Source organism: Propioniciclava sinopodophylli, from assembly GCF_004324755.1.
Taxonomy (GTDB): Bacteria; Actinomycetota; Actinomycetes; order Propionibacteriales; family Propionibacteriaceae; genus Propioniciclava; species Propioniciclava sinopodophylli.
In genome coordinates, this window is the sequence record NZ_SDMQ01000002.1 from 272,738 (window position 1) to 295,299 (window position 22,562).

Below are 22,562 nucleotides of genomic sequence, written 5' to 3' on the forward strand. Positions count from 1 at the left end.
GTGACCACCGACCGCTCCACGACCCGGTGGCGCTCTCCAACGTGGCCACCGGCACCGCCTCGCTGCTCGGCGCCGCCTTGGCCCTGGTGCTCGGCGCCGCCGCGGACCGGGGAGTTCTCCCCTGATGTCGGCTCAGGCCAGCGGCACGGCCAGGTTGGCCCCGTAGGCGGTGAGCCCGAGGCGTCCGGCCACGCCGCGGGAGGCCGCGTTCGTGCGGGCGACCCGGAACGCCGCGAAGCCCGACAGGGCGACGCCGGCCGCCAGCGCTGCCGCCGCGACCCGCGACCCGAGGCCGCGGCCCCGGGCGTCCGGGGCCACGAGGATGCCGACGTCGACGGGCCAGCCCCACAGGGTGGTGAGCACGGAGGCGGCGATCAGCCGGTTGTCCTCGACGACGCCGAAGCTGGCGTGCGGGGTGCGGTCGAACCCGGACTCGCGCCACTCCGCGTCCGGCACCTGCGCCCGCAACTCGTCGCACTGCTCGGGATCCAGCGGGTCGGCGCCAGCAGGCAGCGCGGTGTCGTGGTCGGCCCAGAAGTGGTCGGCGGGCCCCAGGACGGGGCGGGACGCCTGGGGCGTCCAGACGTACGGGTCCAGCAGCTGGGCGGGACCGTTGGCCAGAGCCAGGCCAGCGACCTCCTCGACGCGGCCCAGCGGGGCGTCGACGTAGGCGTGATCGCCGAGCAGGACGACCAGGGCGGCGTCCTCGTACCGGCCTGAGGCGCCCACCATCACCGGCGCCAGGCCGGGGACGGGCATGCCGAAGCGGCGCGACCAGTGCCCGTCGATCCGGGAGCGTGTCTCAGGCTGCACCCTCGAAGCGTAGCGCCCGGCCGCCTCCCGCGGGGGGGCACCGGGCGCGGCATGATGGGCGGCATGAGTGATGCCACCACCGTCTCCCTGAGGCGCTTGGACCTGACCCACTACGAGGCCACCAACGGCCGCGGCGCCCGCATCGAGGTGGGCGGGGAGGGCAACTTCTCCCCCGTCGAGCTGCTGCTGGCCGCCATCGCGGGCTGCACTGCCGTCGACGTCGACGTGATGACGTCGCGCCGCGCCGCACCCGAGGTGTTCGAGGTCGTCTCGTCGGGGCGCAAGTCGACCGAGGGCGGCAACCACATGGAGGACCTCCAGGTCACCTTCCGCCTGCGCTTCGCCGAGGGCCCCGACGGTGACAAGGCCCGCGCGCGCATCGAGCCCGCGGTCCGCGCCTCCCACGAGCGTGACTGCACGGTCTCCCGCACCGTCGAACTGGGGACGCCGATCCGCTTCAAGGTCGCGGAGGGCTGACGCGGCGCACCCGTGCGACGGAGCTGGCTGACGCGTCCGCGTGCCGGGTGACAAAGCTGGCTGACGCGTCGCACGCCCTGGCGTGGGTTCTGTCACTCAGACATGTCGCCCGGACGCCGAGGCGTCACTCAGACCCGCAACCCACCTTGGGCAGGTCAGTTCACCACCAGGTTGAGCTTGCGTCCTGCCAGCCCCCGCTTGCGGGACGCCAGCCGCTCGGCAAGCCCCGTCAGCGCGGCGGCCGCCGGGTTGTCGGCGTGCGTCTGCACCAGCGGGACGCCCGCGTCACCGGACGCGCTCATGGCCGGGTCGAGCGGCACCTCGGCCAGCAGCGGCACGTCGTAGCCCAGGCGCAGCGTCAGCGCCTCGGACACCCGGGCGCCGCCGCCCGTGCCGAACAAGTCGACGCGGTGGGTCTGGTCGCAGTGCGGGCAGGTCGACTCAAGGTAGGCCATGTTCTCGATGACGCCGACGACTTTCTGGTCGACCATGGACGCCATCGTGCCGGCCCGCTCGGCCACCTCGGCGGCGGCCTGCTGCGGGGTCGTCACGACGATGACCTCGGCGTTGGGCAGCTTCGAGCCGAGCGACATGGCCACGTCGCCGGTGCCCGGGGGCAGGTCGACGAGCAGGAAGTCCAGGTCGCCCCAGTACACGTCGGCGAGGAACTGCTGCAGCGCCCGGTCGAGGATGGGTCCGCGCCACGCGATCACCTGGTCGCGGGACTGCTTGAGCATGCCGATCGAGATGACCTTCATGTCGCCGACCGGCACGGGCAGGATCATGTCGTCGATGCCGGTGACGTCGGCGTCCGCGATGCCGAGCATCGGCGGGATCGAGTGGCCGTAGATGTCGGCGTCCAGCACACCCACCTTCTTGCCGCGGGCCGCGAGGGCCTGGGCGAGGTTGACGGTGACCGAGGACTTGCCCACGCCACCCTTGCCGGAGGCGATCAGCAGCACCTGGGTCAGGTTGTCGGCCTGCGCGAACGGGATCACCCGCTCCTGGACGCCGCCGCGCAGCTTGGTCTTCAGTTCGTCGCGCTGCTGGTCGCTCATCACGCCGAACTCCAGGTCGAGCCCGGTGATGCCCTCCACGCCCTGCAGCGCGGCGTGTACGTCGTGCTCGATGGTGTTGCGCATCGGGCAGCCGGAGATCGTCAGCAGCACCTTCACCGACGCCTGGCCCTCGTCGTCAACCTCGACCTTCTCGACCATGCCGAGCTCGGTGATCGGCTTGTGGATCTCGGGGTCGTTGACGCGGGACAGGACGTCCCAGACGGCTTCGGTCAGGCTCTGAACAGACATGCGCCCCACCTTACCGAGCCGCGCGCCCTCCCCCGGTCACTGCTCGGGGCGGCGCTTGGCGGGCTTGTCCCGGCGTTCGCGGCGGGGTTCGGCGTCGGTGTCCGCCTCCCGGTTCAGCTCCTCGACCAGGTCGCGCAGCTCGCCGCGGATGAAGTCACGGGTGGGCATGTCGTTCATGCGCATGCGCAGCGAGGCGATCTCGCGGGCCAGGAAGTCCATGTCGGCGCGCGACTGGGCCGCCACCTGCCGGTCGTGCTCGGCGGTGACGCGGTCGCGGGCCTCCTGCCGGTTCTGGGCGAGCAGGATCAGCGGCGCCGCGTAGGAGGCCTGCAACGACAGCAGCAGGGTCAAGAAGATGTAGGGGAACGGGTCGTTCAGCAGGTCGGGGGCGATGTTGTTGACCACGATCCACGCGATGATGAACACCGTCATCCAGATGAGGAACCGTGCGGTGCCCATGAACCGGGCAAAGGCCTCGGCGAACGCGCCGAACGCGTCCTCGGAGAACTTCACCTTCGGTAGCCAGGTGCGCTGGCGTCCGGGCGTGTTCAGGCGGTCGGACGGACGCTCAGCCATCGCTCACCCCTTGCGCGAGCTGGATGCCGCGCCAGTCGGCCGGGAGGATGTGGTCCAACACGTCGTCCACGGTGACCGCGCCGACCAGCAGGCCGGCGTCGTTGACCACGGGCGCACAAACCAGGTCGTAGGTCGCGAAGTAGCGGCTGACCTGGGCGACGTCGTGGTGCGGGTGCAGGGGCGCGATCGTGCTGTCCACCAGGCCGGCGGCCAGTACGGACGGCGGTTCGCGCAGCAGCCGCTGGATGTGCACCGCACCCAGGTAACGCCCGGTCGGGGTGTCGAGCGGAGGCCGGCAGAGGAACGCCAACGCCGCCAGGGCGGGAGTGACCTCCTCGTTGCGGAGCAGGGCCAGGCAGTCGGCGACCGTGGCGTCCGGGCCGAGCACGACCGGCTCGGGAGTCATCAGGCCGCCCGCGGTGGCCGCGTCGTAGTTGAGCAGCAGCCGGACGTCCTCGGCCTCCTCGGGCTCCATCCGCTCCAGCAGGGTCTCGGCCAGCTCGGGGGCGAGCTCGGCGATGAGATCGGCCGCGTCGTCGGGGTCCATCTCCTCGAGGATGTCGGCGGCGCGTTCGGTGTCGAGGGCCTGGATGACCCGCACCTGTTCGGCCTCGGGCAGTTCCTCCAGCGCCTCGGCGAGCAGCTCGTCGTCGAGCGCCTCGACGACCTCGGCCCGCCGCTCGGGGCTCATCTCGTGCAGCTCGCGGGCGACGTCGGCGGGCTTCATCTCCGACAGCTGGGCCAGCACCTGGTCGGTGCCCTGCCCGGAGTCGTTGAAGAAGTCGGGCACCTCGTCCCAGTCGACGACGACCACGTGGCCGCGCGAGAACGGTGAGCGGCTGGTCACCTCACGCAGGGCGACCTCGCCCACCTCCCAGCTGCCGCGGGTGCGGGTCTGCTCGATGGCCACGTCGAAGATGGTGGACGCCGGAGCCCCGGCCCGGTTGACCTTCTTGTCGAACAGATCCTCGAACACCAGCGCCTCGGTCTCGCGCCTCTGGAACGCGACGGTGTTGACCACGCCCGAGATGATCACCTGTTGGGCGTCGATCGAGTGGACGCGCTCCATGGGCAGGAACACGCGGCGCAGGCGCAGCAGCTCCACCACGAACCCCTTGACACGCGGCGGCCGCGCATTCGTGCGGCTCTGGACGACCACGTCGCGGACCTTCCCGACCTGGTCGCCGCTGGCGTCCAGCACGGGCAGGCCCTTGATCCGCGAGACGAAGATCGATGACGGCGAAGCACTCACGGTGCGAAGGTTAGCGCAGAGGAATCAGCGGCGGGTCAGGTCGCCTCGGGGTCGAACGGCACGTGCACCGCGGCGGCGGCCACAGGCTCCGTGCCCGCCTTCTCAACCCCCGCACCGGCGGATCCGACGGCGTCCGGGGTGGGTTCGGCGGTGTCCATGTCGGACGCCGCCGTGCGGCCGCTCTCCAAGGTCTCCCGCACCAGCGAGCCGCTGGCGATCGCCTCCTCGCGGATCTGGCGCAGATCCTCCACCTCGTCGCCCGAGAGCAGGTGCTTGGCGACGAACGTCTTCGGGTTGAGGTCGGCCAGGCTGATGTCGGCGAACTCGTCGCCGAGCTCCTTGCGGAGTTGCCCGCGCGCATCGTTGCCGATGCGGCGCAGGTAGTTGAGGACGCGGGCGGCCTTGCGGGCGAGCTCGGGCAGCTTCTCGGGGCCGAACACGATGATCGCGAGGACCACCAGTCCGGTGATCTCCCACAGGTTGAAGTCCATACCCGAGAGGCCCCCGCCGCGACGTGCCGGGCCTAGAGCCCGGCCGCCTCGAGCAACTGGACGAACGTGCGCGCCTGCGACGGGCTCGCGGCCTTCAGCGGACGCCGCAGCACCGTCTTGTTGAACCCGCGCGAGGCGAGGCCGGCCTTGACGAGCATGCAGCCCTGGGTCGCGAAGACGCCGGTGTAGACGGGCAGGAGGCGCCGGTAGATCTCCAGGGCGTCCTCGTGGGCGCCCTCGGCGACCAGGTCCATCCACTCCTTGGTGGCCGCGCCGCTGAAGTGCGTCGAAGTACCCACGACGCCGACGCCGCCCACCGCCATCAGCGGCAGGGTCAGCGCGTCATCGCCGGAGTAATAGGCCAGGTCGGTGACCGACATCACCTTGGCGGAGCTGACGAGGTCGCCCTTGGCGTCCTTCACCGCGACGATGCGCGGGTGGCGGGCCAGCTCGATGAGCGTGTCCTCGGGGATCGGGATCGCCGAGCGGCCGGGGATGTCGTAGAGCATGACGGGCAGGTCGGTGGCGTCCGCGACGAGCAGGAAGTGCTCGAGCAGCGCGTCGGCCGGCGGCTTGCTGTAATACGGGGTGACCACGAGCAGGCCGTCGCAACCCGCCTCCAGCGCGTCGCGGCAGCGCTTGATCGTCGCCGCTGTCTCGTTGGTGCCGACGCCGGCGATGATCTTGGCGCGGTCACCGACCTCGTTCACGACCGCCTTGAGCAGCTCGCTCTTCTCGCCGTCGTCGGTCGTCGGGGATTCGCCGGTCGTTCCGTTGATCACGAGCGCGTCGTTGCCCTGCTCATCGACCAGGTACGCCGCCAGGCGGCGCGCCTCGTCGAGGTCGAGGGAACCGTCATCGCTGAAGGGCGTCACCATGGCCGTGATGAGGCGCCCGAAGGGAGGATTGGCCATGCTGAGCAGTCTAGGACACGCCCGCCACAGCTCTGGCGATAGGGTGGGCGCGTGAACGCCGCCGCGAAGCCCGCCGCCCCCCGCCCGTCCGTCTACGCCTGGGCGGAATCCTTCGTGCCCGAGGCCGAGGCCGCCCGCGACGCACGCTCTGCCGCCGAGCGCATGGGCATCGGCTCAGTCTCCCCCGGCGTCGCCGGCGTGCTCGGCTTCCTCGCCGGCACCATCGGCGCCCGCGCGGTGGCCGAGATCGGCACCGGCACCGGCGTGTCGGGCCTGGCCCTGCTGGACGCCATGGCGCCCGAGGGCGTCCTCACCTCGATCGACTCCGAGCCCGAGCACCAGGGCGCCGCGCGCACGGTCTTCACGGCCGCCGGCCACGCCAACCGCCGCGCCCGCCTGATCGCCGGCGCGGCGCTCCAGGTGCTGCCCAAGCTGAGCGACGGCGCCTACGATCTGGTCTTCGTCGACGGCGACCCGCTGGAGTACGTCGAGTACGTCGAGCAGGGCCTGCGCCTGCTCCGCCCCGGCGGCCTGCTGGTGCTGCACCACGCGCTGGCCGGCGGCCGCGTGGCCGACGAGTCGAACGAGGACGACGAGGTCGTCATCATCCGCGAGGCTCTGGCCGCGGTGAAGGAGTCCGAGGAACTCTCCCCCGTCCTGCTGCCCCTCGGCGACGGCCTGCTGGTGGCCCGTCGCGCCTGAGGCGGACCTCCTCCGGAACGCGGAACGGCCCCGCGGGATCACTCCCGCGGGGCCGTTCGCCGTGCTGGTCAGGCGTTGACGCTGCCGTTCTTGCTGACGACCGTGATGCCGGAGTCCGACACGTGGAAGCCACGCGCCAGGTCGGCGTCCCGGTTGACGCCGACCTCGGCGCCGTCCTCCACGTGCACACCCTTGTCGAGGATCGCTCGGCGGACGACGGCGTTGCGACCGACGCGGGCACCGGAGAAGATCACCGACTCCTCCACCTTCGCCCACTTGTCGACGACGACGTTCGGGCTGAGGACGGAGCGGTCGACGTCGCCGCCGGAGATGATGCAGCCGGCCGAGACGATCGAGTCCTCGGCGGTACCGCGGAGGGTGAACTTCGCACCCGGGGCCTGGTACTGCTGCGTGAAGATCGGCCAGTGCCGGTTGTAGAGGTTGAACTCGGGGTCGACGCTGACGAGGTCCATGTGGGCCGCGTGGTAGGCGTCGATGGTTCCGACGTCGCGCCAGTAGTTGCGGTCCTTGTCGGTCGAGCCGGGGACGTCGTTCTTGGTGAAGTCGTACACCTGGGCCTGGCCCTTGTTCACGAAGAACGGGACGACGTTGCCGCCCATGTCGTGCTTGGAGTCCGGGTCCTCGGCGTCCGCCTTGAGCATCTCCACGAACGCCTTGCGGGTGAAGATGTAGTTGCCCATGGACGCGAACGACTCGTCCGGGCTGTCCGGCAGCCCCGGCGGGTCGGCCGGCTTCTCGAGGAACTGGAGGATCTTGGCGTCGTCCGCGGCGTCGATGATGCCGAAGGCGGACGCCTCGGAGCGCGGCACGCGGATGCCGGCCACGGTGCACTCCAAACCGGAGTCGATGTGGGCCTCCAGCATGGCGTTGACGTCCATGCGGTAGATGTTGTCGGCACCGAAGACCACGATGTAGTCCGGCTCCTCGTCCGTGATGAGGTTCAGGGACTGGTAGATGGCGTCGGCACTGCCCATGTACCACTGCTTGCCCGTGCGCTGCTGCGCGGGCACCGAGGCCACGAAGCTGCCCAACAACGTCGACATACGCCACGTCTGGGCGATGTGCCGGTCGAGGGAGTGCGACTTGTACTGGGTGAGCACGGCCATCTTCGTGAGGCCGGAGTTCGCCAGGTTGGACAGGACGAAGTCGATGAGGCGGTACGTGCCGCCAAAGGGAACCGCCGGCTTGGCCCGGTCGGCGGTGAGGGGCATCAGCCTCTTGCCCTCGCCACCGGCCAGGACAATCGACAGGACGTTCGGTCGATTGCGCATGAACCCAACCTAGGCCACCTCGAGGGCAAAGGGCACCGAAATCGGAGAATGGTCACGCCACCGTCCCCCCGGCGTTCGCCCCACGGGCGGTCTCGCCTGTTTCCCCTCCCCGGAGGGCACGCTGTGACACGATCGGGCCATGCGCGTTTCGATCCTCACACGTGAGTACCCCCCGTTCATCTATGGCGGCGCCGGCGTCCACGTCGGGCAGCTCGTCCCCCAGTTGGAGAAGTTCACCGACCTGGTCGACGTCCAGTGCATGGGCGAGCCCCGCGAGGGTGCCACAGCCCACGCCGAGAACTACCCGGCCGGCGCGAACGGCGCGATCCGCACGCTCGGCGCCGACGTGGCGATGGCCGCCGCCATCCCCGAGGTGGACGTCGTCCACGCCCATACCTGGTACGCCCAGTTCGCCGGCATCATCGCGAGCCAGTTCCAGGACATCCCCCTGGTCGTCACCGCCCACAGCCTCGAGCCGGACCGCCCGTGGAAGGTCGAGCAGCTCGGCGGCGGCTACCGCGTCTCAAGCTGGATCGAGAAGACCGCCTACGAGAACGCGGACGCCGTCATCGCGGTGTCGGCTGCCATGATCAAGAACATTCAGGACGCCTACCCGTTCGTGGAGACAGAGCGCATCCATGTGGTGAAGAACGGCATCGACCCCCAGGAGTTCAAGCCCGACCACGACACCGACGTCGTCGAGGGCCTGGGCGTCGACCTCTCCAAGCCGATCGTCACTTTCGTGGGCCGCATCACCCGCCAGAAGGGGCTGATCCACCTCGTCCGCGCGGCGAAGATGTTCGATCCGGACACCCAGGTGCTGCTGTTGGCCGGCGCCCCGGACACCCCGGAGATCGCCGCCGAGTTCAACGGCGCCTTCGCCGAGCTCAACGAGGCCCGCGGCAGCGGCGTGAAGTGGGTGCAGGAGATGCTCCCCCGCGCGTCCGTGCGCCAGGTGCTCACCCACTCGACCGTGTTCGCCTGCCCGTCGATCTACGAGCCGCTCGGCATCGTCAACCTCGAGGCCATGGCCTGCGAGCTGCCCGTCGTGGCGTCCGCGGTCGGCGGCATCCCGGAGGTCGTCGTCGACGGCGAGACCGGCCTGCTGGTGCCCTACGACCCCGCCAGGGCGGGCGACGCGGAGTTCATCGCGAACTTCGAGAGGACCTTCGCCGACAAGGTCAACACCATCACGCGCGACCCGGAGCTCGCCGAGAGGATGGGCAAGGCCGGACGCCAACGCTGCATCGACGAGTTCAGCTGGGAGAAGATCGCCCAGGAGACCGTCGAGGTCTACAAGGCGGCCCAGCAGCGCAGGCAGGCGCGTCAGGGCTGAGTCCGCGGCGGAGAAACGAAAGCGTCCCCCGGGTTGAACCCGGGGGACGCCCTGCTTCTCGTGGGGTGTCTCAGCCGACGACGCTCTTGAGGGCCTCGAGCAGCTCGGCTGCCTCGGTCGCGTTCATCTCGATCACGAGCCGGCCACCACCATCGGCCGGGATCCGCATCGCGATGACGCGGGACTCCTTCGCGACCTCGATGGGGCCCTCACCCGTGCGGGGCTTCATTGCTGCCATGTTCTCCCTCTCTGCCAGACTGCGAGAACTCGCTGACTTCCATTATCGCAGACGCGGGGAAAGGCCCGTCCAACTGGCCCGCAAGCCGGTCCAGCAGCTCGTCCACCTGGGCGATCGAGTAGCCGCGCGCCGTCACCGCGAACTGCAGGCCGCGCACGTCCGCGCCGCTCAGGTCGCGCTCCGGAAGGTCGAGGACGGGGGCGTCGTGGACGGGCGGCGGCATCTCCCCGAGCCGCCCGGTGGCAGCCACCGCGGCCACGGCGAGGACAACGGGCACGAGCAGCCACAGGAACCACTCCATGCTCAGCCCTCCACCGGCGGGACCGGCACGGCCCCGTTCTCCCGGAAGCTGGTGACGATGCGGACCGCCTCGTCGATGTCGTCGGTGATCTGCAGCATGTCCAGGTCGTCGGGGTTGATGTACGCCGAGCCCGCGACCTCCTGGCGGAGCCACTGGACGAGCCCGGCCCAGTACTCGCTACCGAACAGGACGATCGGGAAGCGGGTGATCTTGCGCGTCTGCACGAGCGTGAGCGCCTCGAAGAGCTCGTCGAAGGTGCCGAAGCCGCCCGGCATGACGACGAAGCCCTCCGAGTACTTCAGGAACATCACCTTGCGCACGAAGAAGTAGCGGAAGTTGATGCCGAGGGAGACGTACCTGTTCAGCTGGTCCTCGAACGGGAGCTCGATGCCGAGCCCGACCGAGACACCCCCCGCCTCAAGGGCCCCCTTGTTGGCGGCCTCCATGATGCCGGGACCACCGCCGGTGATGGTCGCGTACCCAGCCCCGGCCAGCCGGCGGCCGACCTCGACCGCCGCAGCGTACATCGGGTGGTCCTTCGGCGTGCGGGCCGACCCGAACACGCTGATGCCCGGCCCCACCTTGGCCAGGGTGCCGAAGCCCTCGACGAACTCGGACTGGATACGCATGACGCGCCACGGGTCGGAGTGCACCCAGTCGGTGTCGCCGCGGCTCTCGAGCAGTCGCTGGTCGGTCGTCGTCGACTGCACCTGGTCGTGCCGTCGGATCACCGGCCCCTGGTGGCGGGTGCCGCGCCGCTTGCCCTTGTCCTTGCCCACGCCCGCAGCCTAGCCGTCAGCCCAGCCAGCGCAGCAGGGCGTCATGGCAGGCGTGCAGGTCGGCGACCGGGCAGAACTCGTCGTCGGTGTGCGCCTTGCCGGGGTCGGCCGGGCCGAAGTTCACCGCCGGGACGCCGAGCGCTGAGAAGCGCGCCACGTCCGTCCAGCCGTACTTGGCGCGCGGCTCGCCGCCGACCGCGGTGAGGAATTCGGCGGCGGCCGGGCGGTCCAGGCCGGGGCGGGCGGCGGGCGACTCGTCGGTCCAGACGAGGTCGTGCCCGGCGAACACCTGCGCGCAGTGGGCCTTGGCGTCGGCGATGTCGCGGTCGGGCGCGAACCGGAAGTTGACGGTGATCGTGCAGCGGTCGGGGATCACGTTGCCGGCGATGCCGCCGGTGATGCCGACGGCGTTGAGGCCCTCGCGGTATTCAAGCCCTTCGACCTCGACCGTTCGCGGCTCGTAGTCGGCCAGCGTCCGCAGCAGGACGCCCGCGTTGTGGATGGCGTTGTGCCCCAGCCAGCTGCGGGCCGAGTGCGCCGCCGTGCCTGACGTGGTGACCTCGAAGCGCAGGGTGCCCTGGCAGCCGCCCTCGATCCGGGCACCCGTGGGCTCCATCAGCACCGCGAAGTCGCCGGCGAGCAGGTCCGGGCGGTTGCGCGCGAGGCGTCCGAGGCCGTTCTTGACCGCCTCGACCTCCTCGTTGTCGTAGAAGATCCACGTCACGTCGTGGCGCGGCTCGGACAGCTGGGCGGCCGCGGCGAGGGCGACGGTCACGCCACCCTTCATGTCGCACGTACCGCGTCCGTAGATGAGGTCGCCCTGGCGCCACGACGGCAGGTTGGCCGCCAGCGGGACGGTGTCGAGGTGCCCGGCGACCACCACGCGGGTGCCGCGGCCCAGCGTCGTCCGGGCCACGACGGCGTCTCCGTCGCGCTCGACCGTGAGGTGCGGGGGGGCAACGAGGGCCTCCTCCACGGCGTCGGCGAGGGCGCGCTCGTTGCCGCTGACGGACTCGATGTCGGTCACGGCCATGAGCAGGTCGGGCAGGGCGGCGGAGAGGTCCAGTGCCATGCCGGTCAGCCTAGCCCTGCGCCCCCGTGGCAAAATGGCTGTCAATGCCGAAGCCAGGAGACCCCATGCAGCACCCCGACGAGCCCACCCAGGCCCTGCCCTCGTTCGAGGCGGCCGGCGACACCCCCGAGCTCGACACCACCGTCGAGGGAGGCTCCACCGTCGCGCCCGACGGGCCCGACGCCAAGCCGAGCGGGCCGCGTCCGCTCGTGTGGCTGCTGTCCGCGCTGCTCGTGGTGGCGCTCATCGCCGGCGTCGTCTGGTTCGCCGTGTCGACCAGCCGCGCCAACCGCGAGGCCGCCATCCGCGACACGGCCACCAGCTACCTGACGTCGGTGGCCGACGGTGACGCGGCGCTGGCCCTGGAGCACCTCGCCGAGCAGCCTGCCAACACCGCGCTGCTCACCGACGCCGTTCTCGCCGCCTCGAAGGAGGCGGCCCCGCTGACCGACGTCCAGGTGGGCGCGATCGGCGGCGAGGAGAACGCACCGACCGTGGACGTCAGCTACCGCCTCGGGGACCAGCCGGTGGAGACCCGCCTGCAGTTGACCGGCGACGGCCGCTCGTCGTGGAAGCTCGTCGACGGCCTCGGCGAACTGACGCTGGCCAACCTCGACGCCCTCACCGTCAACGGTGCGGAGCTCACCGAGGCGACCAACCCGGTGTTCCCGGGCACCTACACGGCCGCCCCGGTCAACGACAAGGTGCAGCTGCACGGCGAACCGACGGCCACCATCGCCTCCCCCACCCAGGACCCGTTCCGCATGGACGTCGTGCCCGGCCTGTCCGAGCTCGGCCACCAGACCGTGCTCAACGCGGTGAGGACCCGCTACGACGAGTGCCTGGCCGCCACCGAGTCCCGCCCGGCCAACTGCCCGTTCGGCGTCTCCACCGACGGCGTCGAGGTGGCCGAGGGCTCGGTCCGCTTCGCTGGCGCCAACGACCCGTGGGCGGCCTTCGCCCCCGTGCTCGACCCGGCCGCGATGACCGCCGGCGGGAAGATCCCGTTCACCGTGAACGCCACCGCCACCGTGACCCGCGACGGTCTCACCACCGAGGCGACCACCGTCCTCAACGGCGAGCGCGGCTACACCGTCGACCTGACCCAGGACCCGGCCGTCGTCACCTGGTGGTGACCCACCTGACGTAGGCTGATCCACGCTTCGGGCCCTAGGCGGGCCCTGCCCGAACGACCCGAGGAGACCTTGAGATGACGACTGCCGCGCGCCCCGCCTGGGGCTGGGGACTGGCCACGACGACCGACGCCGGGGACGTCCTCGACGTCTGGTACCCCGCCCCGGCCCTCGGCTCCCCCGAGGCGGACGCCGTCACGCCGGCCGCCCTACTCGCGGCCCAGGTGGCCGACGACATCCGCGGCGTGCGCACCGAGGTCGTCCAGACCGTCATCGACCTCGACGCCGCCCCGGCCTCGACGGCGGACGCCTACCTGCGCCTCCACCTGCTGAGCGCCCGGGTCTGCGCGCCGCGCACCCCCAACCTCGACGGCATCTTCGGCGTCCTGCCGAACGTCGTGTGGACCTCGGCCGGCCCCTGCGCCGTCGAGGGCTTCGAGGACGTCCGCGGGGCGCTACGCGCCGCGCGTGGGCACCTGACCGTCTTCGGCGTGGACAAGTTCCCGCGCATGGTCGACTACGTCGTGCCCTCCGGCGTGCGGGTGGCGGACGCCGACCGCGTCCGCCTGGGCGCGCACCTCGCCTCCGGCACCACCGTGATGCACGAGGGCTTCGTGAACTTCAACGCCGGCACCCTCGGGGCGTCCATGGTCGAGGGCCGCATCTCGGCGGGCGTCGTCGTGGGCGACGGCTCCGACGTTGGCGGCGGCGCCTCGATCATGGGCACGCTGTCCGGCGGCGGCAAGGAGCAGGTCTCGGTCGGCGAGCGCTGCCTGCTGGGCGCCAACGCCGGCATCGGCATCTCGCTCGGCGACGACTGCGTCGTCGAGGCTGGCCTGTACGTCACCGCGGGCACCAAGGTGACCCTGCCGGACGGCCAGGTCGTCAAGGCCGCCGAGCTGTCCGGGTCCGACGCCCTGCTCTTCTTCCGCAACTCCGTGACCGGTGCCGTGGCCGTCCGTCCCCGCAAGGGCCAGACGGTCCAGCTCAACGCCGCGCTGCACGCGAACTGAGCGGGCGACCCTTGACGGCGATCCGACGCGTCCTCGTGGCGCTGGTCATCACGGCGCTCGTGATGACCGGGATCGTCGTCGGGCTGTGGGCGCTGTACGCCTGGAACAAGGAACCCATGCCCCTGGGCGACCAATGCTCGGCGTCCGTGGCGGACATGACCGTGTCGGTCACGACCGAGCAGGCCGAGAACCTGTCGATGATCGTCGGGGTGGCGACCCAGCGCGGGCTCGCGCCGCGGGCGTCCACCATCGCGATCGCGACGGCCTACCAGGAGTCGGGCATCCGCAACCTGACCTACGGCGACCGCGACTCGCTGGGGCTGTTCCAGCAGCGGCCCTCACAGGGCTGGGGCAGCCCGACCGAGGTGCGCGACCCGTATCACGCGTCCAACCGGTTCTACGATGCCCTGGTCAAGGTGCCGGACTGGCGCAACGGCGACGTCAACGACGTCGCCCAGGAGGTGCAGCGCAGCGGCCACCCCAACGGCTACGCCAAGCACGTGGAGAACGCCCGCCGCCTCGCGAGCGCGCTGACCGGTGAGACGCCGGCCTCCTTCACCTGCCGCGTGTTCGACCCGCCGACGGGCGACCCAGAGGGGCTGGCGACCTTCCTGGAGCGGACGCTGCCGGCGTCCAGCCGCGTGACACGGACCGCGGACGAGGTGACCATCGAGGCGGAGTCGGCCCAGCTGGCCTGGTCGGCGGCGTCCCTGTCGGTCGCGAACCACCACCGCTTCGGGCTGGCCGGCGTCGACGTCGCGGGCCGCACGTGGACGCCGAGCTCGCGCGAGCTGGCGACGTGGGAGGGCGAGCCGACGGGCGGCACCACCGTCGTCGTGCGCTTCGATGTGCGCCCGACGCCCACACCGACCCCCTGATCCTTGCGGCGGGCCCTTCGAGGCTCCTTCGTCGCAGCTCAGGGGCCGCGGAGCGTCAGCCGAGACGGGACCCCGCGGCGGCGATGCGCTCGTCGGAGGCGGTCAGCGCGATGCGGACGTGCCGGCCGGACGCCGCACCGTAGAAGTCGCCCGGAGCGGCCAGGATGCCCCGCTCGGCGAGCCAGTCGACGGTGGCGCGGCAGTCCTCGCCGCGGGTGGCCCACAGGTAGAGCGACCCCTCGGAGTGGTCGATGCGGAAGCCCGCGGCCTCCAGGGCCGGCTTCAGCACCGCCCGGCGCGCGAGGTAGCGTCCGCGCTGCTCGGCGACGTGGTCGTGGTCACCCAGCAGGGCCACCATCGCGTCCTGGACGGGGCCGGGCACCATCAGCCCGGAGTGCTTGCGCACCTCCAGCAGCTCGCCCAGCAACGACGAGCAGCCGGCGAGGAACCCGGCTCGGTAGCCCGCCACGTTGGAACGCTTGCTGAGCGAGTGGGCGGCGATCAGGCCCTCGGGCGTCCCGCCGCAGACGTCGGGGTGCAGCACCGAGACCGGCTCGACGTCCCAGCCGAACTCGCCGTAGCACTCGTCGGAGGCCAGCACGGCGCCGACGGAACGGGCGGCGTCCACCCACGCGCGCAGCGCGTCGGCGCCGAGGATGGCGCCGTGGGGGTTGGCCGGGGAGTTGATCCAGATGAGCCGCGGGCGGGCAGCGGCCGCCTCGACGGGGTCATCGGTGGCGAGCACCTCGGCGCCGGCGATGCGGGCGCCCACCTCGTAGGTCGGGTAGGCCGTGGTCGGGATGACCACGGTGTCGCCGGGGCCCACGCCGAGCTGGAGCGGCAGGTGCGCCACGAGCTCCTTGGTGCCGATCACGGGTAAAACGTTGGCGTCCTCCAGCGGGACGCTGCTCCAGCGCCCCTCGAGGTAGCCCCGGATCGCCTCGCGGAGCGCGGGCGTCCCCCACACGGTCGGGTAGCCCGCCCAACCGGACGCCGACGCCGCGAGCGCGTCGAGGGCCAGCTGCGGGACGGGGTCGACGGGCGTCCCGACCGAGAGGTCGCAGATGCCGTCGGGGTGCGCGCGGGCGCGGTCACGCGCCCCCGCGATGGTGTCCCACGGGAAGTCGGGCAGGCGGCCCGACAGTCCGGTCACTCGCCCTGGGGCGGGAGTGCTGCGACGACCGGGTGGTCGGCGTCGATCTTGCCCATCTTGGCGGCGCCGCCGGGGGAACCGAGGTTGTCGAAGAACTTGACGTTGACGTCGTAGAACTCCGCCTGGTCGGCGGGGACGTCGTCCTCGTAGTAGATGGCCTCGACGGGGCAGACCGGCTCACAGGCGCCACAGTCGACGCACTCGTCGGGGTGGATGTAGAGCATCCGGTTGCCCTCGTAGATGCAGTCGACGGGGCACTCCTCGACGCACGCGAGGTCCTTCACGTCGACGCACGTCTGGGTGATGATGTAGGTCATCGAATACGCTCCTGACAGTTCCCTCGCTTGACTCAGGGCCCCACCATACAACGCTCAACAGGAGGTTCGATGCCCGCGCCGAACGATGTCGTGGGATCGTTGGATCCGCCCCCGTCGCAGGGCGAGCGGGTGAGCCTGCGGGTGCTCTCCGACGCGGGCGCGCGGGAGGTGATCGGCTTCGTGACCGGCCTGTCGGCGACGGGTGTCAGGGTGGTGGACCGGCGGGGTGTCGAGCACGCCCTGGAGCGCGCGCAGGTGGACGCCATCCGTCGCGTCGCCGTCGCGCTGGGCCGGCGTCCCGAGGCCACCCCCCGAGACCTGCTGGACGCCCTCGCCCAGCGTGCCGGGGCTTCCGGGCCGGCGTGGGTGGGGCGCATCTCGTCCCTGCTCGAGGGCCGGACGCCCCCGGCCACCGTCCCGGCGTGGGGCGAGTGGGCCGAGGTCGACGGCGTCCGGGCGCGGTTCGAGGGCGAGTGGGTCACGTTGCCCACGGCGTCCGACTCGACGGTCGTGGCCGCGGCGTGGTGGGCGACGCGCATGGGCGCGCGCTCGGTCCAGGTCCGGGGCGACGCCGCCCCGGACGGGTTCACGCTCCTGGGCTAGGACGAGTCCTCGCCGGTCGTTGCACGAGTCCTGGGCGCATCAGCGCTCGATGCGGTCCGCCCGGCGGTTCGGGTTGGTGCACTCCACCGGCGTGAGGGTGTTGTACGTCCACTTGAACGGCTCGGTGCGCACCAGCGACCCACCCCGGTAGAACAGGCGGTTGTAGGTCACCGTGAAGCCGTTCATGGCGCTCTGGGGGCTGCAGACCGGCGAGTTGTCCTTGATGGCGGGGCCGGGCGTCTTCACGTTGCTGCGCACCGGGTCGGACGCCTTCACGTCGTACGTCTTGGTCGACCACACGCGCACCGTCACCGATCCCTGGCCGCCGACCTTCGGGTTGTTCGTGAAGGCCTGCATGAGGACGCCGTAGTCGGTGTTGTTGCGGAACTTCATGTCGACCGAGTTGTAGTCGAGCGTGGCCTCGCGCCCCATCGGGTAGCGGCTGAAGTAGAGCGAGTGGGGCTTGTGGTAGATGTCCTCCAGGCCGGCGAAGAAGATCGCGTTGAAGGTCGTCGTGGTGGTCTGCGAGATGCCGCCGCCCATGCGCTCGACGACGCGGCCGCCGTCGATGGCGCCGCCGGCCATCCAGCCGCGGGCCAGGGTGCGCGGACCGAGCACCTTGTTCATCGAGAACTCCTCGCCCGGCTTCAGGAACACGCCGTTGATGAGGCCGGCCGACTTGCCGATGTTGTTGACCCGGTAGGCGCTGGCCGGGAAGTTCGTGGTGAACTCGCCGGTGATCTCTTTGACGCCCATCTTCTCGGCCATCTCGGTGGTGAAGTCGGCCTTCTTCTGGGCGACGGTCACGGTGCCGGTGCGGTCGCCGGCCTTGACCATGGCGGCCTGGACGACCTGGACCAGTTCCTCCTTGTCCACGCCCATGCCGTCGACGGACGGCACGATGACGGGCTTGCCGCCCTCGAAGCGGAAGCGGGCGTCCTGCGGCTCGTCCAGCCCCAGGCCCTTGAGGGCGGTGCTGGCCTCGTCCATCAGGATGTCGGGGTCGACGTTGGCCTTGATGCCCCCGTCGGCCGCCTCGAAGGAGAGGGCCTTGGCGATCATGCCCGGCTCGACGGCGAACGTCTTGTCGCCGGCGGTCAGCGTGACCGGGGCCGAGAGCGCCGGCGCCGCGACCTCGTCGAGGGCCTGCTGGGCCTCCTCGGTTGTCACGTCGGGTTCCTTCTCGACGACGACGGCCGTCACCTCGGTCGCGTCGAGGTAGGCCGCGGCCACGGCGTCCTTGGTGGCGGCGGCGTCCAGCTTGACGCCGGGGGCGCCCTCCTTGAGCGCAGGCTTGCAGTCTTCCATCACGAGCTCGGCGTTGACCGGGTCGACGTCGGTGAGCTGCGCGAGTTCGGATGCCGTGGCGTCCAGCTTGGCGTCGTCGCGGGTCAGCACCGCCTCGTACGCCTGGCCGCCGACGAGGTTCTCCCAGATCTCGAGCGGGTTGAACGACGCGCCCACGCTCGCGGCGGCGACGGACGCGGGGGCGTCCACGCCCAGGCCCAGCTCGGCCGGGCTCTTGGTGAGCGCGTGCTCGCCGGCCTTGACGGTGATCGGTGCCTCGGATCTAGCGGCCAGCTCGGTGGTCAGCTTGGTCTGGGCCTCGCTGGGGGTCAGCCCGCCGACCGGGACGCCCTCGACGGTCGTCTTCGGCGCGAGTGTCTCCCCGGAGAGCATGTATCCGGCACCGTAGGCGCCGCCGGCCAGCAGGACGATGCCACCCACCAGGACGGCGGCGATCGTGCCGCCGCGCTTTTTGCGGGGGGCTGGGGCCGGTGCTGCGGCCTGGGGGTCGGTGTAGGTCATGCGTTCCACTTCTGCGGGGGTTTTCCGAGTCATGGTAGGCGAGGCGGGGTTGGTCCTCCGAATCACCGGCGGGATCGTTGCCGAACATTAGCCTCATCACCGGACGAGAAGGGCAGCGTGCGCACCATCATCATCGGCGGCACCGGCATGCTGGGCACCGCCATCGCCGCACGGCGCGTGGCCGAGGGTCACGCGCTAGTCACTTGGCTGGCCGCGGGCCATGGAACTGTCCGGCACCCACGGAACTGGCATTGCAACGCCAGCTGAGTGCACGTTGGCCCGCGGGGTGGACGATGCCAAGCTGCTGCCTCGGACGAGGGCCTGGGAGACCACCCCGCGGACAGCAAAGAGGGCACCATCCGCGAGGATGGCGCCCCCTTGGTGCCGGCTGGATCAGCCGATCAGGGCCTTGGCCTTCTCGACCGCCGCGTCGGAGGTGATGCCGAACTCGGCGAACAGCGTCTTGGCGTCGGCCGAGGCGCCGTAGTGGTCGATGCCCACGGCCTCGGTGTTGGCGCCCAGCAGGTCCTTCCAGCCGACGGGGGTGCCGGCCTCGATGACGACCCTCGGGACGTCGGGGGGCAGCACCTCGGCCTGGTAGGCCTCGTCCTGCTCCTTGAACCACTCCACACACGGCAGAGAGACGACGCGAGCGGGGACGCCCTCGCCCTCGAGCTTCTCGGCCGCGGCGACGGCGAGCTCCAGTTCCGAGCCGGTGCCGACGAGGATGACCCTCGGCTCGGCCGAGGACTCCTTCAAGATGTAGCCGCCCTTGGCCACGCCGGACGCCGCGGCGAAGCCGGAGCCCTCGGAGCGGTCGAAAGTGGTCACGTTCTGGCGGGACAGGATCAGCGCGGACGGGTGGTCCTTGGTGCGCAGGATCTGCGCCCACGCGTGCGCAGTCTCATTGGCGTCGCCCGGGCGGACGACGTTGAGGCCCGGCATGAGCCGCAGGCTCATCACGTGCTCGACCGGCTGGTGGGTGGGGCCGTCCTCGCCGACGCCGACGGAGTCGTGCGTCCACACGTACACCGGGTTGACGTGGCTCAGCGCGGCCAGGCGCGGCGGCGTCCGCATGTAGTCGGAGAACACCAGGAACGTGGCGCCGTAGGGCCGGGTCAGCCCGTCCATGGCCATCGCATTGATGATGTTGCCCATCGCGTGCTCGCGGACGCCGAAGTGCAGCGTCCGGCCGCCGGGGCGTCCGGTGAAGTCGTGGCTGCTGCGCTCCTCGGGGATGAACGAGTCGACGCCCTTCATCGTCGTGTTGTTCGAGCCGGCGAGGTCGGCCGAGCCGCCCCACAGCTCGGGCACGGCGGACGCCAGCGCGTTGAGCACCTGCCCGGACGCCGCGCGCGTGGCCAGCGAGCCCGGCTCGAAGACCGGGAGCGCCTCGTCGAGGCCCTCGGGGGCCTCCTTGGCCAGGATGCGGTCGAGCAGCTTGGCGCCGACGGGGTTGGCCTCGCGCCACGCCTGGTAGCGGGGCTCCCACTCTGCCTTGGCCTCGGCGGCGCGGTCGGCCGCGTTCTGGCGGGTGTAGGCCACGACGGCGTCGTCGATGGCGAACGGGGTGTTCTCGAAGCCCAGCAGCTCCTTCATCGCGCCGATCTCGTCGCCACCCAACTTGGAGCCGTGGACGCTGTGGTCGCCGGCCTTGTTGGGCAGCGGCCAGCCGATGATCGTGGTGACCTTGATGAAGTGCGGCTTGTCGGTGACCTGGCGGGCCTTCTCGATGACGTCGTAGAGCTCGGCGACCTTCTCCTCATAGGTGGTGAAGCCGTTGGTGAAGTCGACGTGGTGGGTGTCCCAGCCGTAGGCGGCGTAGCGGGCCTGGACGTCCTCGGAGAAGGCGATCTTGGTGTCGCCCTCGATCGAGATGCGGTTGTCGTCGTAGAACAGGAACAGGTTGCCCAGGTTCTGGGTGGCGGCCAGCGAGGACGCCTCGGAGGCGACGCCCTCCTGCATGCAGCCGTCACCGGCGATGCAGTAGACGTCGTGGTCGAAGACCGACTCGCCCGGGACGGCGCTCGGGTCGAGCATCTCGCGGACACGGCGGGCGCTCATCGCGAAGCCGACCGCGTTGGCGACGCCGGCGCCCAAGGGGCCGGTGGTGCACTCGACGCCCTTGGTCCAGCCGAACTCGGGGTGGCCGGGGGTCTTGGAGTTCCACGTGCGCAGCGCCTGCAGGTCGGCCATCTCGAGGCCGTAGCCGGCCAGGTACAGCTGGGAGTACTGCGTGATCGAGCTGTGGCCCGCGGACAGGACGAAGCGGTCGCGGCCGAGCCAGCGGTCGTCGGCGGGATCTCCCTTCATCACCTTCTGGTAGAGCAGGTAGGCCAGCGGGGCCAGGGAGATCGCAGTACCGGGGTGGCCGTTGCCGACCTTCTCGACGGAATCCGCGGCGAGCACGCGCGCGGTGTCGACCGCCTTGCGGTCGAGGTCGGTCCAGGTGAGTTCAGACATGGGCGAAGTAATCCTCCGGTCGGCGATCGGGCAAGCAAACTGCTTCGTTCGGAGCCTAGGGCACCGTGGCCGGGCTCGTGCCCGATGCGTCAGGAGTTGCCAAACCCGTTCGCCGAGGGCTTGGGTCCAGACCGCCGAGGGCTTGGGTCCAGACCGCCGAGGGCTTGGGTCCAGACCGCCGAGGGCTTGGGTCCAGACCGCCGAACTCAAGCCCTCGCCAGGTTGGAGGCAAGCCCTCGGCGGGTTGAAGGCAAGCCCTCGGCAGGTTGAAGGCAAGCCCTCGGCGGGAGGGGTCAGGCGGCCAGGGCCGTTGCCCGCTGCTCGGGCAGCAGCAGCGCCGCACCGGCGGCGACGAGGAACGCGACGCCGAACACGCTGAACGGCAGGGCCACGCCACCGGCGGCGAGAAGCACGGGCACGAACCACGGCGAGGTCGTGATGATGGACGCGATGCGCCCGAACCCGGCGGCCGCGCCGGTGCCGGTGCCCCGGACGCCGGTCGGGTAGAGTTCGGGGCCCACCGCGTACAGCGCACCCCAGGCGCCGAGGTTGAAGAAGGACAGCATGCAGCCGAAGACGATGATGAGGGTCTCGGTTGGCGCGAAGCCGAACAGCCCCGCAGAGATCGCCGAGCCGAGCAGGAACACCGACAGGGTGATGCGGCGTCCCCACACCTCGATGAGCCAGGCGGCGACCGCGTAGCCGGGCAACTGGGCCAGCGTGATGACCAGCGTGAAGCCGAAGCTGCGCACCAGCGGGAAGCCCCGGCCGACGAGGATGCTGGGGATCCAGATGAAGGCGCCGTAGTAGGACAGGTTGATGCAGAACCACACGATCCACAGCGCGGCGGTGCGGACGCGGTACTGCGGCGACCAGATGGACTCGGTCCCGGTGTTGGCGGACGCCCCCTGGTCCGGGCTGGGCACGGCCTGGACGCCGGCGGCCTCCTCGTAGCTGCGGACGGCGGCCTCGGCCTCCTCGACGCGGCCCTGCTTCTCGAGGTAGCGGACCGACTCCGGCAGCCCGAAGCGGACGTACAGCGCGTACAGGGTCGGCACGATGCCCACGCCGAGGGCCCAACGCCAGCCGTCCTCGCTCACGGGGATGAGGAAGTAGCCGAGCAGTGCCGCCATGATCCAGCCGACGGCCCAGAAGGCCTCCAGGCCGACGATGACGCGTCCGCGGATAGCCTTGGGCGCGTATTCGCTGACCAGCGTGGACGCCACGGGCAGCTCGGCGCCCAGGCCGAGGCCGACGAAGAAGCGCAGCGTGGCGAGGATCGCGACCGCCGCCATGATGCCGATGCCCTCGGGTCCCGGCACGAGGGCGGACGCCCCGGTTGCGATGCCGTACACGACCAGCGTCAGCGCGAACACGTTGCGGCGGCCGATCCGATCGGCGAACCAGCCGCCGAGCGAGGCGCCGACGGCCATGCCGACGAAGCCGATCATGGCGATGTAGCCGAGCATGTCGGGGGCGAGGCCCCACTGGGCTCCGAGCGCGGCCATCACAAACGAGATGAGGCCGACGTCCATGGCGTCCAGTGCCCAGCCGACGCCGGACCCGACCAGCAGCTTGGTGTGCTTGCGGGTGAACGGCAGCCGGTCCAGCCGCTGCGCGCGGGTCATCGTCTCAGCCATCGA

At 71.0% G+C, this 22,562-nt stretch carries 24 protein-coding genes; 8 read left to right on the plus strand and 16 right to left on the minus strand.

Annotation, left to right across the window (positions count from 1 at the left end):
- Positions 1-132 precede the first annotated feature (132 nt).
- A complete protein-coding gene (locus ET989_RS03495; protein WP_131167169.1) occupies positions 133-813 on the minus strand; it encodes a GNAT family N-acetyltransferase in 681 nt (226 codons plus the stop codon).
- A 63-nt stretch (positions 814-876) separates the two neighbouring features.
- On the opposite strand from ET989_RS03495, the gene ET989_RS03500 reads away from it, so the two are divergent.
- Positions 877-1,290: an OsmC family protein gene (locus ET989_RS03500; RefSeq protein ID WP_131167170.1), complete on the plus strand. Its 414-nt coding sequence runs from the start codon at positions 877-879 to the stop codon at positions 1,288-1,290.
- A 155-nt stretch (positions 1,291-1,445) separates the two neighbouring features.
- Here ET989_RS03500 and ET989_RS03505 read toward each other — a convergent pair whose 3' ends face one another.
- The 5 genes from ET989_RS03505 to dapA are packed head-to-tail and all read right to left on the minus strand — an operon-like array spanning position 1,446 to position 5,830.
- The gene (locus tag ET989_RS03505; protein WP_131167171.1) at positions 1,446-2,597 is read right to left on the minus strand and encodes an Mrp/NBP35 family ATP-binding protein; all 1,152 of its coding nucleotides are present in this window, start codon (positions 2,595-2,597) and stop codon (positions 1,446-1,448) included.
- Between the two features lie 36 nt (positions 2,598-2,633).
- Positions 2,634-3,173, minus strand: coding sequence for a DUF1003 domain-containing protein (locus ET989_RS03510; RefSeq protein WP_131167172.1), 540 nt, complete (start codon positions 3,171-3,173; stop codon positions 2,634-2,636).
- Positions 3,166-4,425: a magnesium transporter MgtE N-terminal domain-containing protein gene (locus ET989_RS03515; RefSeq protein WP_131167173.1), complete on the minus strand. Its 1,260-nt coding sequence runs from the start codon at positions 4,423-4,425 to the stop codon at positions 3,166-3,168. The genes ET989_RS03510 and ET989_RS03515 overlap by 8 nt, the downstream gene beginning before the upstream one ends.
- A gap of 35 nt (positions 4,426-4,460) precedes the next feature.
- A complete protein-coding gene (locus tag ET989_RS03520; RefSeq protein ID WP_131167174.1) occupies positions 4,461-4,916 on the minus strand; it encodes a sec-independent translocase in 456 nt (151 codons plus the stop codon).
- A gap of 32 nt (positions 4,917-4,948) precedes the next feature.
- Positions 4,949-5,830, minus strand: coding sequence for a 4-hydroxy-tetrahydrodipicolinate synthase (gene dapA, locus ET989_RS03525; RefSeq protein WP_131167175.1), 882 nt, complete (start codon positions 5,828-5,830; stop codon positions 4,949-4,951).
- A gap of 51 nt (positions 5,831-5,881) precedes the next feature.
- On the opposite strand from dapA, the gene ET989_RS03530 reads away from it, so the two are divergent.
- Positions 5,882-6,532 carry an O-methyltransferase gene (locus tag ET989_RS03530; protein ID WP_241656186.1) on the plus strand — a complete coding sequence of 217 codons (651 nt, stop codon included), beginning with the start codon at positions 5,882-5,884 and terminating at the stop codon, positions 6,530-6,532.
- A 68-nt stretch (positions 6,533-6,600) separates the two neighbouring features.
- On the opposite strand, the gene glgC is transcribed toward ET989_RS03530, so the two are convergent.
- A complete protein-coding gene (glgC, locus tag ET989_RS03535) occupies positions 6,601-7,824 on the minus strand; it encodes a glucose-1-phosphate adenylyltransferase (RefSeq protein ID WP_131167176.1) in 1,224 nt (407 codons plus the stop codon).
- A 139-nt stretch (positions 7,825-7,963) separates the two neighbouring features.
- On the opposite strand from glgC, the gene glgA reads away from it, so the two are divergent.
- On the plus strand, positions 7,964-9,160 hold the full coding sequence (glgA, locus tag ET989_RS03540) for a glycogen synthase (RefSeq protein WP_131167177.1): 1,197 nt from the start codon (positions 7,964-7,966) through the stop codon (positions 9,158-9,160).
- 70 nt (positions 9,161-9,230) lie between these two features.
- Here glgA and ET989_RS03545 read toward each other — a convergent pair whose 3' ends face one another.
- Genes ET989_RS03545 through dapE form a run of 4 tightly spaced genes read right to left on the minus strand, consistent with a single transcriptional unit; the run spans position 9,231 to position 11,550 of the window.
- Complete coding sequence (locus ET989_RS03545; protein WP_131167178.1) at positions 9,231-9,398, minus strand: DUF3117 domain-containing protein; 168 nt, start codon at positions 9,396-9,398, stop codon at positions 9,231-9,233.
- A complete protein-coding gene (locus ET989_RS03550) occupies positions 9,370-9,699 on the minus strand; it encodes a DivIVA domain-containing protein (RefSeq protein WP_131167179.1) in 330 nt (109 codons plus the stop codon). Before ET989_RS03550 ends, ET989_RS03545 begins: the two co-directional genes overlap by 29 nt.
- 2 nt (positions 9,700-9,701) lie before the next feature.
- A complete protein-coding gene (locus tag ET989_RS03555) occupies positions 9,702-10,478 on the minus strand; it encodes an LOG family protein (RefSeq protein ID WP_131167180.1) in 777 nt (258 codons plus the stop codon).
- A 16-nt stretch (positions 10,479-10,494) separates the two neighbouring features.
- A complete protein-coding gene (dapE, locus tag ET989_RS03560; RefSeq protein ID WP_131167181.1) occupies positions 10,495-11,550 on the minus strand; it encodes a succinyl-diaminopimelate desuccinylase in 1,056 nt (351 codons plus the stop codon).
- 65 nt (positions 11,551-11,615) lie between these two features.
- Here dapE and ET989_RS03565 point away from each other — a divergent pair, with 65 nt between their 5' ends.
- The 3 genes from ET989_RS03565 to ET989_RS03575 all read left to right on the plus strand — a co-directional run bounded on the left by ET989_RS03565 (position 11,616) and on the right by ET989_RS03575 (position 14,574).
- Positions 11,616-12,686 (plus strand): hypothetical protein, encoded by a 1,071-nt coding sequence (locus tag ET989_RS03565; RefSeq protein WP_131167182.1) that lies wholly within the window; start codon positions 11,616-11,618, stop codon positions 12,684-12,686.
- A 74-nt stretch (positions 12,687-12,760) separates the two neighbouring features.
- Positions 12,761-13,696 (plus strand): 2,3,4,5-tetrahydropyridine-2,6-dicarboxylate N-succinyltransferase, encoded by a 936-nt coding sequence (gene dapD, locus ET989_RS03570; protein WP_131167183.1) that lies wholly within the window; start codon positions 12,761-12,763, stop codon positions 13,694-13,696.
- Between the two features lie 11 nt (positions 13,697-13,707).
- A complete protein-coding gene (locus tag ET989_RS03575) occupies positions 13,708-14,574 on the plus strand; it encodes a hypothetical protein (protein WP_131167184.1) in 867 nt (288 codons plus the stop codon).
- 55 nt (positions 14,575-14,629) lie between these two features.
- Here the strand turns inward: ET989_RS03575 and dapC are convergent, their stop codons facing one another.
- Both dapC and fdxA read right to left on the minus strand, forming a co-directional pair.
- A complete protein-coding gene (dapC, locus tag ET989_RS03580) occupies positions 14,630-15,727 on the minus strand; it encodes a succinyldiaminopimelate transaminase (protein WP_131167185.1) in 1,098 nt (365 codons plus the stop codon).
- The gene (fdxA, locus tag ET989_RS03585) at positions 15,724-16,044 is read right to left on the minus strand and encodes a ferredoxin (RefSeq protein WP_131167186.1); all 321 of its coding nucleotides are present in this window, start codon (positions 16,042-16,044) and stop codon (positions 15,724-15,726) included. Before fdxA ends, dapC begins: the two co-directional genes overlap by 4 nt.
- A gap of 69 nt (positions 16,045-16,113) precedes the next feature.
- On the opposite strand from fdxA, the gene ET989_RS03590 reads away from it, so the two are divergent.
- Positions 16,114-16,647: an RNA-binding protein gene (locus ET989_RS03590; RefSeq protein ID WP_131167187.1), complete on the plus strand. Its 534-nt coding sequence runs from the start codon at positions 16,114-16,116 to the stop codon at positions 16,645-16,647.
- A gap of 39 nt (positions 16,648-16,686) precedes the next feature.
- Here the strand turns inward: ET989_RS03590 and ET989_RS03595 are convergent, their stop codons facing one another.
- Entirely contained in the window at positions 16,687-18,456 is a 1,770-nt protein-coding gene (locus tag ET989_RS03595; RefSeq protein WP_165490006.1) for a VanW family protein, read from the minus strand.
- Positions 18,457-18,573: 117 nt separating this feature from the next.
- Between ET989_RS03595 and ET989_RS14780 the strand changes: the two genes are divergently transcribed.
- Positions 18,574-18,723 carry a hypothetical protein gene (locus tag ET989_RS14780; protein ID WP_165490007.1) on the plus strand — a complete coding sequence of 50 codons (150 nt, stop codon included), beginning with the start codon at positions 18,574-18,576 and terminating at the stop codon, positions 18,721-18,723.
- Positions 18,724-18,849: 126 nt separating this feature from the next.
- Here ET989_RS14780 and tkt read toward each other — a convergent pair whose 3' ends face one another.
- Complete coding sequence (gene tkt / locus ET989_RS03600; protein ID WP_131167189.1) at positions 18,850-20,919, minus strand: transketolase; 2,070 nt, start codon at positions 20,917-20,919, stop codon at positions 18,850-18,852.
- A gap of 293 nt (positions 20,920-21,212) precedes the next feature.
- Positions 21,213-22,559 carry an MFS transporter gene (locus ET989_RS03605; protein WP_131167190.1) on the minus strand — a complete coding sequence of 449 codons (1,347 nt, stop codon included), beginning with the start codon at positions 22,557-22,559 and terminating at the stop codon, positions 21,213-21,215.
- Positions 22,560-22,562 lie beyond the last annotated feature (3 nt).